The sequence below is a fragment of the Acidovorax sp. SUPP2539 genome, assembly GCF_030158975.1.
Classification (GTDB): Bacteria; Pseudomonadota; Gammaproteobacteria; order Burkholderiales; family Burkholderiaceae_C; genus Paracidovorax.
This window is the reverse complement of record NZ_BQXJ01000001.1, coordinates 956,531-969,789: the sequence shown is the minus strand read 5'-3', so window position 1 is coordinate 969,789 and position 13,259 is coordinate 956,531. Positions and strand designations below refer to the sequence as shown.

Below are 13,259 nucleotides of genomic sequence, written 5' to 3'. Positions count from 1 at the left end.
CGGAGCGATCGAAGGGCCGGACTATACGGCCGCAGGAACGGCAATGCAAATTCACTTAGGTGAAATGCATTACGGATAGTACAATTTTCAGATCCATCCGACGGAGACTGCCATGAACGCCGTGCCAAGACCGAAACCCGACCTGTCCACCCTGCCCCCGCCCGCCGCCGTGCAGCAGCTGCACCACTACGCCTACAAGGCGCGCGACGCCGAGGAAACGCGGCAGTTCTACGAAGACATCCTGGGCCTGCCGCTCTACCACATCATCCAGAGCGACTACGTGCCCAGCACGGGCGAGTACTGCCCGTACACCCACTTCTTCTTCCGGCTGAAGGACGGCTCGTTCATCGCCTTCTTCGACCTGGGCGACGACGTGAAGGCCGAGCCCTCGCCCAACACCCCGCTGTGGGTCAACCACATCGCGTTCCGCGTGGACACGGTGCAGGAGCTGGAGAACACCAAGGCCCGCCTGGAGGCGCATGGCGTCGAGGTGCTCGGCGTGACCGATCACCACATCTTCAAGAGCATCTACTTCTTCGATCCCAACGGCATCCGTCTGGAGCTGTCGGCGCAACTGGCCGATGCGCAGCAGATGGAGAAGGACAGCACCGTGGCGCACCAGCGCCTGAAGGACTGGACCGCGCGCAAGGAGCAGTGGCGCAAGGAGCGTGCCGAGGGCAAGAGCGCCGCGCCGCTCAAGCCTGCGCAGAACGACCGGCCGGAATACGCCAAGGGCTGACCGGCCCGCATCGCGGCGCCTCGGCCTGGGCATCAGCCTGGGGCCGGGGCCGGCCGCTCAATCGTCCAGCGTTTCGCGCCCGCGCATGACCTAGTGGCGCTCCCAGTAGTGCTCCAGCGTCGCCTTGAAGCGCTGCTTGTCCTTCTTGAGGCCCGGCAGCTTGAGCTTCGTGCTCTTGGCGCGCAGCAGGCTTTTTTCCGGGTGCGTGATGGTGAGCGAATCGCCCAGGATGCTGTCCTTGAAGGCCATGGCCTTCACCGCGTCCCAGGGCACCGTGGCGCCATCGGCCGAAGTCGTGATGCCTTCATGGCTCACCTGCACCGTGTGGCCGCCCTTCAGGGCGAACTGGCGCGCCGGAAAGTACTTGAGCACCACCGCCAGTTCCTCGGCGGTGGCTGGCTCGTAGCGGTAGGCGAGGCTGCGTTCGTGACCCTGCGCGAAGGCCTGCTCGTAATCGCTCCACAGGCGCTGCTCGATGGCGTCTGCCGTGAGGATGTCCTGCGCCCAGGTGCGCTCGGGCGGCCGCACCACGATGGCGCCGTAGTCTGATTCGGGCAGCACCCAGCCCACGTTGCGGATGCGTTCGGGCATGAGCGGGTGGGTGTCGAACGGATGGGGCACGTTGGCCGTCTGCATCGCGGTGCGGAACTCCGCCGACTGCGCATAGGGCGGCAGCCCGCTCGAGATGAAGTGCGCAATGCCCAGATCGCCCGCCAGCTGCTCTTCCTTGTCGAACAGGTCGCTCTCGATCTTGTGGCGGTACCTGGCATAGGCCGCGATCTTGACCAGCGACTGCCCGATGGCCTGGGGCGACACCAACTGCGCGGCGATGCGGTCGGCCTGGAACTCGCGCGCCCGGCTGTCGCGTGCCAGGGCCCACTCGAAGATCAGGCGGTACAGGCCCAGCAGCGGGGACACCACCGCCGTCAGGCCGGAGGTGCGCATGGCATGGTGGTACTGGTCGTACTGCACCAGTTTCGGCCCCAGGCGCGCGCTGCTTTCGGTGTCGCCGCCGCCCAGGTGGGCCAGCTCGTGGGCGAACACCGCATCGGCCTCGGACTGGTCGAGCAGGCGCAGCAGCGGAATGCTGACGAACAGCGTGCGCCCGGTCAGCGCCTGCCCCGCCACGTGGATGGGCGCTTCGGTCACGAAGAAATTGGCGTCGATGCCGGCCACGATGTGCTGCGGCGGCGCGGTCTGGAGCCGCGCGGCCATGTGGCGGATGCGCTGCCACAGCAGCGGCGCGTCGGCCTCCTGCACCAGCTCGCCCTCGACCTCGCTGTGGCGGTTCACCCGCTTGAAGATGCCCACCACCGCCAGCACCACGGCCACCGCCACGCCGATCGCCACCGCCATGATGAGCTTGGGCGAATAGCGGTGCCAGAAATACGCGGTCACCCAGAACGACAGCCAGGCCACCATCGCGCCCTGCACCACCACCTCCAGCGCGCTCGCGGCGGTCATCAGGCGCCAGCCGGCCACGAAGCTCGCGTGCTGCAGCCGGCGGTTGACGAAGGCCAGCGCCCCGAGCGCCAGCGCGGCCACCAGCACCAGCGCGCCGGCCACCAGCGTCCAAAGCGCCACGGTGCGCGCCACGAAGAACTGCCAGTTGTTGGAGTACGGCGGGCACATGGCCTCGCGGTATTCCTGCGCATCGGGCGTGCGGTCGGTGCAGATGGTGGAGGGTGGATGGGCCCGGTAGTAGTCCTTCTGTTCCTGCCGGTCCGCCGGAGACAGGTCTGTGGCGGCGTCGATGCGTGATTCGATGGCAGCGAGGAACCTGGCGTCCAGGTCGCGCTGCACATGGTTCGCGAAGAACAGGGTGACCAGCGGCACCGCGAACAGCGACAGCACCGACCAGAAAAAGGCTTTGCCGAGACCGGCGCGCAGCGAGGGATGAAGGGCCATGGGTGCGGATTTGTTGGAATGGGAATGGGACCTTGGCGGCACGGCACGGAGCCGGCCACTCCCTGGCGGGTGCGCCGGATGGCTCCGAGGCCGACGATTATCGGCAGCCATCTTGCTCACATCCCCTTGCAGCCTTCGGCAAAAGGTAACAAAGCGATAGCAGATCCGGCCCGCCCGCCGGGCCCAGCGCCCGCGGAGCGCCGGTGCTGCTGCCTTAAAATGCCCGGTCCCCTTCCTGACCCGAAGCCCAGGCAGCCGCCTGCCCGTTGGCCTCTTCTTGCACCCACCAGACCCCATGAGCTCGCCCCTGAACCAACCCGGCCTTGAAAGCCTGTCCAAATCCTTCGAGCCCGCTGCCATCGAGGCCCATTGGGGCCCCGAGTGGGAACGCCGGGGCTATGGCGATGCGGGCTACCGTGGCTCGCGCCAGGCCCAGGTGGGCGAGCCCGCCTTCTCCATCCAGCTGCCGCCACCCAACGTGACGGGCACGCTGCACATGGGCCATGCGTTCAACCAGACCATCATGGACAGCCTCACGCGCTACCACCGCATGAAGGGCTTCAACACGGCGTGGATTCCAGGCACCGACCACGCGGGCATCGCCACGCAGATCGTGGTAGAGCGCCAGTTGCAGGAGCAGGGCATCAGCCGCCACGACATGGGCGCCACGCCGCCCGAGGCGCGCAAGAACTTCGTCGCCAAGGTCTGGGAGTGGAAGGAACACAGCGGCAACACCATCACCACGCAGATGCGCCGCATGGGCGACAGCGTGGACTGGAGCCGCGAATACTTCACCATGGACGACAAGCTCTCCAAGGTGGTCACCGACACCTTCGTGCGCCTGTACCAGCAGGGCCTGATCTACCGCGGCAAGCGCCTGGTGAACTGGGACCCGAAACTGCAGTCCGCCGTGTCCGACCTCGAAGTGGAGAACGAAGAGAAGGACGGCTCGCTCTGGCACATCGCCTACCCGCTGACCGACGGCAGCGGCAGCCTCACGGTGGCCACCACCCGCCCCGAGACCATGCTGGGCGACGTGGCGCTGATGGTGCACCCCGAGGACGAGCGCTACACCGCGCTCATCGGCAAGACGGTGACGCTGCCGCTGGTGGGCCGCGAGATCCCCATCATTGCCGATGCCTACGTGGACAAGGAATTCGGCACCGGCGTGGTCAAGGTCACGCCCGCGCACGACCCCAACGACTACCAGGTCGGCCAGCGCCACAACCTGCCGATGATCATCGTGCTGACCCTGCAGGCCACCATCAACGAGAACGCGCCGGCCAAGTACCAGGGCCTGGACCGCTTCGTGGCCCGCAAGGCCATCGTGGCCGACCTGGAGGCCGCGGGCGCCCTGGTCGAGACCAAGAAGCACAAGCTGATGGTGCCCATCTGCACCCGCACGGGCCAGGTGGTCGAACCCATGCTGACGGACCAATGGTTCGTGGCCATGGGCAAAGTGAGCGAACAAGACCCGACCGGCAAGAGCATCGCGCAAAAAGCCATCGACGCCGTGGCCTCGGGCGAGGTGCAGTTCGTGCCCGAGAACTGGGTCAACACCTACAACCAGTGGATGAACAACATCCAGGACTGGTGCATCAGCCGCCAGCTGTGGTGGGGCCACCAGATCCCGGCGTGGTACGACGAAGCGGGCAACGTGTACGTGGCGCGCGACGAGGCCGAGGCGCAGGCCCAGGCCGGTGCGGGCAAGGTGCTCACGCGCGACGAGGACGTGCTGGACACGTGGTATTCCGCCGCGCTCGTGCCCTTCTCCTCGCTCGGCTGGCCCGAAGCCCTTGACGATCAGAACGCCACCAAGGACTACGACCTCTACCTGCCCTCCTCCGTGCTGGTGACGGGCTACGACATCATCTTCTTCTGGGTCGCCCGGATGATCATGATGACCACGCACTTCACCGGCCGCGTGCCGTTCAAGCACGTGTACATCCACGGCCTGGTGCGCGATGCGCAGGGCAAGAAGATGAGCAAGTCCGAGGGCAACGTGCTCGACCCGGTGGACCTGATCGACGGCATCGCGCTCGACCCCCTGCTGGAAAAGCGCTCCACCGGCCTGCGCCGCCCCGAGACCGCGCCCCAGGTGCGCAAGAACACGCAAAAGGAGTTCCCCGAGGGCATTCCCGCCTACGGCGCCGATGCGCTGCGCTTCACCTTCGCGGCGCTCGCCAGCCTCGGCCGCAGCATCAACTTCGACAGCAAGCGCTGCGAGGGCTACCGCAACTTCTGCAACAAGCTCTGGAACGCCAGCCGATTCGTGCTGATGAACTGCGAAGGCCAGGACTGCGGCCTGCAGGAACACACCCCGGCCGACTGCGAAGGCGGCGGCTATCTGGCCTTCAGCCAGCCCGACCGCTGGATCGTCTCGCTGCTGCAGCAGGTCGAGGCCGAGGTGGCCAAGGGCTTTGCCGAGTTCCGCCTGGACAACGTGGCCAACACGATCTACGACTTCGTCTGGAACGAGTTCTGCGACTGGTACCTGGAAATCGCCAAGGTGCAGATCCAGACCGGCACGCCGGCCGAGCAGCGCGCCACGCGCCGCACGCTCATCCGCACGCTGGAAACCATCCTGCGCCTGGCGCACCCGCTGATCCCGTTCATCACCGAAGCCCTGTGGCAGAAGGTCGCGCCCGTGGCCGGCCGCGCGGGTGAATCGGTCAGCATCGCCGCCTACCCGCAGGCGCAGCTGGAGAAGGTCGACGAAGCCGCCATCGCCCACGTGGCGCGCCTGAAGGCCTTCGTGGACGCCTGCCGCACGCTGCGCGGCGAGATGAACGTCTCGCCCGCCACGCGCCTGCCGCTCTACGCCGTAGGCGATGCGGCCTTCATGCGCTCGGCCGCGCCTGCGCTGCAGGCCCTGGCCAAGCTCAGCGAGGTGCAGGTGTTCGAGGACGATGCCGCCTGGGCCGCTGCCGCGCAGGCCGCGCCCGTGGCCGTGGTGGGCGATGTCCGCCTGTGCCTGCACATGGAGATCGACGTGGCGGCCGAAAAGGCCCGCCTGTCCAAGGAGATCGCCCGCATCGACGGCGAGATCACCAAGGCGCAGGCCAAGCTGTCCAACGAGGCCTTCGTGGCCAAGGCACCGCCCGCCGTGATCGACCAGGAGAAAAAGCGCGTGGCCGATTTCGGCGCCACGCTGGCCCGCCTGCGCGACCAGCTGGCCCGGCTGGCTTGATAGCGCGGGCTTCGCCCCCACGTTCACCCTTTACGACACCGACTGACCGACCCCAAGAAGGACCATCGATGACCGACAACACTTCCGCGATCCGCAAAGCCGTGTTCCCCGTGGCAGGCCTGGGCACCCGCTTCCTGCCCGCCACCAAGGCATCCCCCAAGGAAATGCTCCCCGTGGTGGACAAGCCCCTGATCCAGTACGCGGTCGAGGAAGCCTATTCCGCTGGCATCCGCCACATGATCTTCGTGACCGGCCGCAGCAAGCGCGCCATCGAAGACCATTACGACACCGCCTACGAGCTGGAAAACGAACTCGAAGCCGCCGGCAAGAACGACCTGCTGCAGCTGGTGCGCTCGGTCGCCCCCAGCGACATGGACTGCGCCTTCGTGCGCCAGCCCCGCTCGCTGGGCCTGGGCCACGCTGTGCTGTGCGCCGAGCCGCTGGTCGGCCGCGAGCCCTTCGCCGTGCTTTTGGCCGATGACCTGATGGTCGGCCTGCCCGGCGGCCAGCCCGTGCTGGCGCAGATGGCCACCGCGTTCCGCAAGCAGGGCCGCTCGCTGCTGGCCGTGCAGGAAGTGCCCGCCGACCAGGTGCGCCGCTACGGCATCGTGGCCGGCGAGCCCGCCGGCGGCCCGCTGATCCGCATCGACCGCATCGTGGAAAAGCCCGCACCGGAAGACGCCCCCTCGCGCATGGGCGTGGCCGGCCGCTACATCCTCACGCCCGGCGTGTTCGACGAGATCCGCAACCAGCCCCAGGGCGTGGGCGGCGAGATCCAGCTGACCGATGCCATCGCCCGCCTCATGGCGCGCGAGGCCGTATACGCCTTCCGCTACGAAGGCAAGCGCTACGACTGCGGCAGCAAGGAAGGCTTTCTGGAAGCGACGGTGGAACTGGCGCTGCAACACCCTCAGGTGGGTGCCGCCTTCCGCGAATACCTCAAGACCGTGGATATCTGAAACAGGCGCGGGGCCCGGTGCCGCCCTGCACTGAGGGCACTGCGAACGCAAATTGGCCCGGTCACCGCTGCGTCGGCGCGGTGCCGGGCCGGATCAGCTCCTGAGACGGAAAGGCCGCCCTGCTGGCGCTCAGCGCCGGCGCAGCAGGTGGATGAATTCGTCGCCTACGGTCTGCTGCTCGACCAGCTCGTTGCCCGTCTGCTTGGCGAATGCCTGGAAGTCGCGCAGCGAACCGTTGTCGGTGGAGACCACCTTGAGCAACTGGCCGCTCACCATGTCGGCCAGGGCCTTCTTGGCCTTGAGAATGGGCAGCGGGCAATTGAGACCGCGGGTGTCGATTTCCTTGTGGATGTCCATCACATGCTTCCTGGGCGAATGAGCCCCATTCTAAGCAGCGGAAGGGGCTGCGCCGCTGTGGAACAGATCCACGAATTCGGGTTCGATGCCTTGGGTTCGCAGCCAATCCGCCAGCGCGTAGCCGGTGCCGGCCGGCCAGCACTTCACGGCCTCCGGCGCCAGCAGGCGGTAGTCCACCAGTTCGGGCGACAGCCGCACCTCGCCGTGCGCCACCGCGTGGTAGGCGATGATGACCTGGTTCATGCGCTGGAAGTCGTACACGCCGATGAGCGCCAGCGCGCTCACATCGAGGTTCGTCTCTTCCTTGATCTCGCGCGTGATGCCCTCCTGGGGCGTCTCGCCCGCCTCCATGAAGCCCGTGATCAGCGCGTACTGCTTGCCCGCCCAGGCCGCATTGCGCGCCAGCAGCACCTGCCCGTCGCGCACCACCACCGCCGCCAGCACGGGCGTGGGGTTGTTCCAGTGCGTCCAGCCGCAGGCCGGGCAGCGCAGGCGCTCCACATCGCCGCCATCCTCGGCCACCGTGACGCGCGCCAGGGGCGTGGCGCAGTGGGTGCAGAAACGGGTTTCGTACATAGGCGCTACATTTTCAATAGCAGACAAGGCAATGGATACCCCGGCATGCGGCCTTTTTGAGCCTGAAAGCCGGTGCGGCGCCCCATCCAAGGCATCCCAGCGGCCGGCTCACGCCGGGAACACGCCCGTGGACAGGTAGCGGTCGCCCCGGTCGCAGACCACGAAGACGATGGTCGCATTGGATTCGCGCCGCGCGATCTCCTGCGCGGCCCAGCAGGCGCCCGCCGCCGAGATGCCGGCAAAGATGCCCTCTTCCCGCGCCATGCGCCGGCACATGTCCTCGGCGTCGTCCTGGCCCACGTTGATCGTTTCGTTCACCGCGCTCGGGTCGTAGATCTTGGGCAGGTATTCCTGCGGCCATTTGCGGATGCCGGGGATGCGCGAGCCTTCCTTGGGCTGTGCGCCGATGATCTGGATGGCGGGGTTCTTTTCCTTCAGGAAACGCGACACGCCCGTGATGGTGCCCGTGGTGCCCATGGCGCTCACAAAGTGGGTGATGCGCCCTTCGGTCTGCTCCCACAGCTCGGGGCCCGTGGTCTCGTAATGGATGCGCGGGTTGTCGGGGTTGGCGAACTGGTCCAGCACCACGCCCTTGCCCTGCTTGACCATGGTCTCGGCCAGATCGCGGGCGTATTCCATGCCGCCGCTCTTGGGGGTGAGGATCAGCTCGGCGCCGAAGGCCTTCATGGTCTGCGCGCGCTCCACCGACAGGTCTTCCGGCATCACCAGCACCATGCGGTAGCCCTTGATGGCAGCGGCCATGGCCAGCGCGATGCCGGTGTTGCCCGAGGTGGCCTCGATCAGCGTGTCGCCCGGCTGGATGTCTCCGCGCTCCTGCGCCCGGCGGATCATCGACAGCGCAGGCCGGTCCTTGACCGACCCGGCCGGATTGTTGCCCTCCAGCTTGCCCAGCACCACGGTGCCGCGCTCTGCGTTCTCCTGCGCGCCGATGCGCTGCAGCGCGACCAAGGGGGTGTGTCCAATCGCGTCTTCGATGGTGGGATAGGTCTTCATAGCGCGCTACTGTGCCATAATTCGCGGCTTCGATCTTCGCGTCGCCCGGGTGGTGGAATTGGTAGACGCAGGGGACTCAAAATCCCCCGCCGCAAGGCGTGCCGGTTCGATTCCGGCCCCGGGCACCATGGCTTTCTTGCCATGAATGCATAGCAGCTTGTTCCCCGCTGCATCCTGCACACTCTGAATGAATGGCCCGCTTTCGCGGGCTTTTTGCTTTCAGCAGTCCGATGCTCTCGACAGCGCAAAGCCATGCACGGTGCTTCTATCCCCGACTCAAAACAAAAAGCCCCGATGCGTTGCCGCATTGGGGCTTTCTCATCCGCAGAGGCATCGCCTCCGCAGGCATTACTTCACGGCGTCCTTGATGTTCTCTTTGGCATCGCCGTAGTTCTTCTGGGTAGTGCCCTCGACCTGCTTGGCAATGCCCTTGGCTTGCTGCTCGGGGCTGTTGATCAGCTCGCCGGTCTTTTGTTGAACCTTGCCTGCCACGTCCTTCAATGCGCCCTTGACTTGATCGGTATTCATGGTGATTCCTTTCGGTGAGGTAAGTGCAAAACAAAATGGCTTTGCATGACCTGAAGGCTAAGACCCGATCCGCAGGGCCCGCGCGGGCCGAAGCCATCCGTTGGCGTCAGCAACTGCCTACACAAGAAAAAAACCCGCAGCGAGGGTAGCGTGCGGGTCGGCAGATTTCGAAAGCAGTTTTCAATTAAAACTGGATCGCGGCACTGATTGTTCGATGCAGTACCGGGCTCAAGCGGCTGAATGGCTCATTTGGTCCACTTGCGCTGCACCTTGGGTTTGACCCGGATGTCCACGGCCTTGCGCACTTCGGGGCGTCCGGTTTCCGCATTGGTGTCGACCACGTCTTCGAGGGCGATCTTCTCCACCTCGGAGTCCGTCTGTTCTTCCAGCTTCTCGAGCACGGCACCCACGCGCTTTTCCGCGTCCGACACCTCCCGCTCGGTGCCGCCGCGATTCATCGGAGGCTCCCTGCGGCGCTGCCGCTCGCGCACTGCACATGCGGTGGTTCATCCGCCTGTTCAGGCGGGGGCGCGGGCACATCGGGCTCGACGGGCAGATCGGCCTTGCCAGGAGCGGGAGGATGGGAAGCCATGGAGGATGTGAAGGTTGGTGGCGGGCGGGATGGAAGGCGGTACAAGGTGCCGGGTGCCGGCGTCGGGATGCGGACCGAGATGCTCTGTTTCCTACAGCTCAGAGACCGCTCATGACCGAAGCGGCCAGGTAGGCGATTCCAAGGCTGGAAAACAGCATGAATCCGGCGAGGACAGTCAGAGTTTCTTTCATATGTTCAATCCTTCAATAGGAACAGACCATCGGAAGCAAGCTATGACTGGCATCCACGACGCTGGGGGCACAAAAGAGAGCGAGAAGGATCTCCTCGCTTCAGCGGGTGGCTTTGGTGCGTCCGCCGCCGGACTTCCTGCCACCACCGGAATCCTTGTTCACCGTGGCCCAGGCCCGGCGCTCGGCCTCCGGCTTGCTGAGACCGCGGTGTTCATAACTGTCTTCGATGTGTTCGGCTTGGCGTTTTTGCTTGTCTGTGTACGCCGACTTGTCACCTCTTGGCATGGCTGCTCCTCGGATGGGTTTGTCGTGCCGCTTGGGGTTCAACACGCCATGAAGCAGCACAGGCGATACCTTAAAACCGCCTCCTGCGGGTCGTCTGTAGGACGAAGGCGGTTGAAAGGCGTGCCTTGCCTCGGCCTGGCCATCAAAAAACCCGGCGGCCCCTCCATGGCTGGAGGGGCTGCGCCGGGCGTGGACACCGGCGTGGGGGCCGGGTCAGGCAGGGGGAACGACGGGCCTTCAGCTTTCCTGTCGGCGGATCAGTTGGCGGCCGGTATCGGTGATGGCCAGATCGCCGGCCGGATTCTTGGCCACGTAGCCGCGTTCGTAGAGCCGTCCCGACAGGTGGTGCGTGAGCGCCTCGGGCACGCTGATGGCACGGCCCAGCTCCAGTTGCTTGAGCGCTTCGAGCTCATCCACCGTGGGGTCGAAATGCGGTGCGTGATAAACGGTTCCCATGAAGCTTTCTCCTTGTTGGTTGCACAGACGCTGCAGTTCGTTGGCCCACGGCCTTGCGCTTGAGTTGCAGCTGACCAAAGCGTAGCCGCGCCGCCACCCGCGCGCAATCGGCCGGCGGCACGGAAGGCGCCCGGGGGCTCAACTCGCGGCCATGTCCTGCAACCAGTGGGCGAAGGCGGCCAGCACGGGGGGCTGGGGCTGCGCCGGGGTGATGAGGTAGTAGGCGCGTTCGCCGCGCAGGGGCCGCTCGCAGGCCAGCACCAGTTCGCCCCGGGCCCGCTCGGCCTCGATAAGCAGCGGGGGCATGAGCGCCACGCCCAGCCCGTGCGAAGCGGCCACGGCCAGCATGGAGAACAGCTCGTAGCGCGGCCCGTCGAGCGCGCGCGGCGCCTGCACGTCCATCGCCTCGAACCATTGCCGCCATCCATAGGGGCGCGTGGTCTGCTGCAGCAGCGGCAGGCTCGCCAGCGCCTGGGGTTCGAGCGGCCGCCCACCGGGCAACAGGCGCGGGCTGCACACGGGCACCACGTCTTCCTGCAAGAGCCGCAGGGCCTGCGTGCCCGGCCAGTTGCTGACCTGCTCGGGCGTGCCGGCGTACAGCGCGGCGTCGAACCCGGTGTCGGCGAACAGGAAGGGCCGCGTGCGCGTCTCGATGTGCACGACGATGTCCGGGTGTGCCTTGGACAGAAGGGGCAGGCGCGGGATCAGCCAGCGCGTGGCGAAGGTCGGCACGGCGGCGAGCGCGATCGAGCCGCCCTGCCCCTGGTGCGCCATCACGTCCAGCGTGTCGCGCTCCAGCCCCTGCAGCCAGCGGCCCACCTGCCGCGCGTAATGGGTGCCCGCCGGGGTGAGTGCCACGCCGTGCCGCGTGCGGCGAAACAGCGCCACGCCCAGGAAATCCTCCAGCGCCATGATCTGCCGCGACACGGCGCCCTGGGTGAGCGCCAGTTCCTGGGCCGCTCGGGTGTAGCTTTCATGGCGGGCAGCGGCCTCAAAGCAGGCGAGCGACTGGGTGGAGGGCAAGGTTCGGCGCATGGCGCGATTGTGCCGAAACGCCCACCCCACTGGCCATCCAGATATGAATTGATTGCATGTCTGGATGCAGCATCCTCGCTTGCACCGCACGATCCATGCGCCTACCATCGCATCAACCCGGCCGCCCATGCGCTTTTCGCACACCGGCACCGATCCGAACCAACCTTCCCCGGAGACACCCCCCCATGGCCCACGCCGCCTTCCAATGGAGCGACCCGTTCCTGCTCGACCAGCAACTGACCGACGACGAGCGCATGGTTCGCGACGCCGCCGCCGCCTTCTGCCAGGACAAGCTCGCCCCGCGCGTGCTGGAACAGTTCCGTCATGAAAAGACCGACATCGCCATCTTCCGCGAGATGGGCGAAGTAGGCCTGCTGGGCCCCACCATTCCCGAGCAATACGGCGGCCCCGGCCTGAACTACGTAGCCTATGGCCTCATCGCCCGCGAGGTCGAGCGCGTGGACTCGGGCTACCGCTCGATGGCCAGCGTGCAAAGCTCCCTCGTGATGGTGCCGATCCACGAGTTCGGCACCGAGGCGCAAAAACAGAAATACCTGCCCAAGCTGGCCAGCGGCGAGTGGATCGGCTGCTTCGGCCTGACCGAACCCGACCACGGCTCCGACCCCGGCAGCATGGCATCGCGCGCCAAGAAGGTGCCGGGCGGCTATTCGCTGTCGGGCGCCAAGATGTGGATCACCAACAGCCCGATCGCCGACGTTTTCGTGGTCTGGGCCAAGGAAGTCTCCGAAGGCGGCGCGGTCGGCCCCATCCGCGGGTTTGTGCTCGAAAAGGGCATGAAGGGCCTGAGCGCCCCGGCCATCCACGGCAAGGTGGGCCTGCGCGCCAGCATTACCGGCGAGATCGTGATGGACGAGGTGTTCGTGCCCGAGGAAAACGCCTTCCCTGAAGTGCAGGGCCTCAAAGGCCCCTTCACCTGCCTGAACAGCGCCCGCTACGGCATCGCCTGGGGCGCCCTGGGCGCGGCGGAATTCTGCTGGCACACCGCGCGCCAGTACACGCTGGACCGCAAGCAGTTCGGCCGGCCCCTGGCGGCCAACCAGCTCATCCAGAAGAAGCTGGCCGACATGCAGACCGAGATCGCCATCGGCCTGCAGGCCTGCCTGCGCTTGGGCCGCATGAAGGACGACGGCACCGCCTCGGTCGAGGCCACATCCATCATCAAGCGCAACAGCTGCGGCAAGGCGCTGGACATCGCCCGCATGGCGCGCGACATGATGGGCGGCAACGGCATCAGCGACGAATTCGGCGTGGCGCGCCACCTGGTGAACCTGGAGGTTGTCAACACCTACGAAGGCACGCACGATGTGCACGCGCTGATCCTGGGCCGGGCCCAGACCGGCATCGCTGCCTTCGCGAACTGAACCGGCGGACCGACCCACGCGCCCCCGGCCTGGACCGCCAGGGCGGG

13 protein-coding genes and 1 tRNA gene are annotated in these 13,259 nt (G+C 66.5%); 5 read left to right on the top strand and 9 right to left on the bottom strand.

Annotated elements, in window-relative coordinates; genetic code table 11:
* The first annotated feature begins 112 nt into the window (after positions 1-112).
* Positions 113-739: a VOC family protein gene (locus tag AVTE2539_RS04405; protein WP_284408490.1), complete on the top strand. Its 627-nt coding sequence runs from the start codon at positions 113-115 to the stop codon at positions 737-739.
* A 90-nt stretch (positions 740-829) separates the two neighbouring features.
* Here the strand turns inward: AVTE2539_RS04405 and AVTE2539_RS04400 are convergent, their stop codons facing one another.
* The gene (locus AVTE2539_RS04400) at positions 830-2,647 is read right to left on the bottom strand and encodes a M48 family metallopeptidase (RefSeq protein ID WP_284408489.1); all 1,818 of its coding nucleotides are present in this window, start codon (positions 2,645-2,647) and stop codon (positions 830-832) included.
* A gap of 295 nt (positions 2,648-2,942) precedes the next feature.
* Between AVTE2539_RS04400 and AVTE2539_RS04395 the strand changes: the two genes are divergently transcribed.
* A complete protein-coding gene (locus tag AVTE2539_RS04395) occupies positions 2,943-5,837 on the top strand; it encodes a valine--tRNA ligase (protein ID WP_284408488.1) in 2,895 nt (964 codons plus the stop codon).
* Positions 5,838-5,905: 68 nt separating this feature from the next.
* Entirely contained in the window at positions 5,906-6,796 is an 891-nt protein-coding gene (gene galU, locus AVTE2539_RS04390) for a UTP--glucose-1-phosphate uridylyltransferase GalU (protein WP_272564407.1), read from the top strand.
* 129 nt (positions 6,797-6,925) lie between these two features.
* On the opposite strand, the gene AVTE2539_RS04385 is transcribed toward galU, so the two are convergent.
* The 3 genes from AVTE2539_RS04385 to cysM form a co-directional block, all read right to left on the bottom strand.
* The gene (locus tag AVTE2539_RS04385; protein ID WP_272548545.1) at positions 6,926-7,153 is read right to left on the bottom strand and encodes a sulfurtransferase TusA family protein; all 228 of its coding nucleotides are present in this window, start codon (positions 7,151-7,153) and stop codon (positions 6,926-6,928) included.
* Positions 7,154-7,183: 30 nt separating this feature from the next.
* Positions 7,184-7,729 (bottom strand): NUDIX hydrolase, encoded by a 546-nt coding sequence (locus AVTE2539_RS04380; RefSeq protein WP_284394869.1) that lies wholly within the window; start codon positions 7,727-7,729, stop codon positions 7,184-7,186.
* Positions 7,730-7,837: 108 nt separating this feature from the next.
* Positions 7,838-8,743 (bottom strand): cysteine synthase CysM, encoded by a 906-nt coding sequence (gene cysM / locus AVTE2539_RS04375; RefSeq protein ID WP_284405903.1) that lies wholly within the window; start codon positions 8,741-8,743, stop codon positions 7,838-7,840.
* A gap of 43 nt (positions 8,744-8,786) precedes the next feature.
* On the opposite strand from cysM, the gene AVTE2539_RS04370 reads away from it, so the two are divergent.
* A tRNA-Leu gene (locus AVTE2539_RS04370) sits at positions 8,787-8,871 on the top strand.
* 220 nt (positions 8,872-9,091) lie between these two features.
* Here AVTE2539_RS04370 and AVTE2539_RS04365 read toward each other — a convergent pair.
* The 5 genes from AVTE2539_RS04365 to AVTE2539_RS04345 form a co-directional block, all read right to left on the bottom strand.
* Positions 9,092-9,271: a CsbD family protein gene (locus tag AVTE2539_RS04365; protein WP_272548548.1), complete on the bottom strand. Its 180-nt coding sequence runs from the start codon at positions 9,269-9,271 to the stop codon at positions 9,092-9,094.
* A gap of 245 nt (positions 9,272-9,516) precedes the next feature.
* Positions 9,517-9,729: a hypothetical protein gene (locus AVTE2539_RS04360; protein ID WP_272564447.1), complete on the bottom strand. Its 213-nt coding sequence runs from the start codon at positions 9,727-9,729 to the stop codon at positions 9,517-9,519.
* Positions 9,730-10,153: 424 nt separating this feature from the next.
* Entirely contained in the window at positions 10,154-10,339 is a 186-nt protein-coding gene (locus tag AVTE2539_RS04355; protein WP_284408487.1) for a hypothetical protein, read from the bottom strand.
* Positions 10,340-10,576: 237 nt separating this feature from the next.
* The gene (locus tag AVTE2539_RS04350; protein WP_284408486.1) at positions 10,577-10,795 is read right to left on the bottom strand and encodes a hypothetical protein; all 219 of its coding nucleotides are present in this window, start codon (positions 10,793-10,795) and stop codon (positions 10,577-10,579) included.
* 138 nt (positions 10,796-10,933) lie between these two features.
* Complete coding sequence (locus tag AVTE2539_RS04345; protein WP_284408485.1) at positions 10,934-11,830, bottom strand: LysR substrate-binding domain-containing protein; 897 nt, start codon at positions 11,828-11,830, stop codon at positions 10,934-10,936.
* A gap of 185 nt (positions 11,831-12,015) precedes the next feature.
* On the opposite strand from AVTE2539_RS04345, the gene AVTE2539_RS04340 reads away from it, so the two are divergent.
* Positions 12,016-13,212: an acyl-CoA dehydrogenase gene (locus tag AVTE2539_RS04340; protein ID WP_284394888.1), complete on the top strand. Its 1,197-nt coding sequence runs from the start codon at positions 12,016-12,018 to the stop codon at positions 13,210-13,212.
* Positions 13,213-13,259 lie beyond the last annotated feature (47 nt).

Bases quoted from the DNA above. Each gene is read 5' to 3' on its own strand.
- AVTE2539_RS04395 (WP_284408488.1), top strand. From the start codon at position 2,943: ATGAGCTCGCCCCTGAACCAACCCGGCCTTGAAAGCCTGTCCAAATCC.
- AVTE2539_RS04355 (WP_284408487.1), bottom strand. From the start codon at position 10,339: ATGCCAAGAGGTGACAAGTCGGCGTACACAGACAAGCAAAAACGCCAA.
- galU (WP_272564407.1), top strand. From the start codon at position 5,906: ATGACCGACAACACTTCCGCGATCCGCAAAGCCGTGTTCCCCGTGGCA.
- AVTE2539_RS04340 (WP_284394888.1), top strand. From the start codon at position 12,016: ATGGCCCACGCCGCCTTCCAATGGAGCGACCCGTTCCTGCTCGACCAG.
- AVTE2539_RS04385 (WP_272548545.1), bottom strand. From the start codon at position 7,153: ATGGACATCCACAAGGAAATCGACACCCGCGGTCTCAATTGCCCGCTG.
- AVTE2539_RS04365 (WP_272548548.1), bottom strand. From the start codon at position 9,271: ATGAATACCGATCAAGTCAAGGGCGCATTGAAGGACGTGGCAGGCAAG.
- cysM (WP_284405903.1), bottom strand. From the start codon at position 8,743: ATGAAGACCTATCCCACCATCGAAGACGCGATTGGACACACCCCCTTG.
- AVTE2539_RS04400 (WP_284408489.1), bottom strand. From the start codon at position 2,647: ATGGCCCTTCATCCCTCGCTGCGCGCCGGTCTCGGCAAAGCCTTTTTC.
- AVTE2539_RS04360 (WP_272564447.1), bottom strand. From the start codon at position 9,729: ATGAATCGCGGCGGCACCGAGCGGGAGGTGTCGGACGCGGAAAAGCGC.
- AVTE2539_RS04350 (WP_284408486.1), bottom strand. From the start codon at position 10,795: ATGGGAACCGTTTATCACGCACCGCATTTCGACCCCACGGTGGATGAG.
- AVTE2539_RS04405 (WP_284408490.1), top strand. From the start codon at position 113: ATGAACGCCGTGCCAAGACCGAAACCCGACCTGTCCACCCTGCCCCCG.
- AVTE2539_RS04345 (WP_284408485.1), bottom strand. From the start codon at position 11,830: ATGCGCCGAACCTTGCCCTCCACCCAGTCGCTCGCCTGCTTTGAGGCC.
- AVTE2539_RS04380 (WP_284394869.1), bottom strand. From the start codon at position 7,729: ATGTACGAAACCCGTTTCTGCACCCACTGCGCCACGCCCCTGGCGCGC.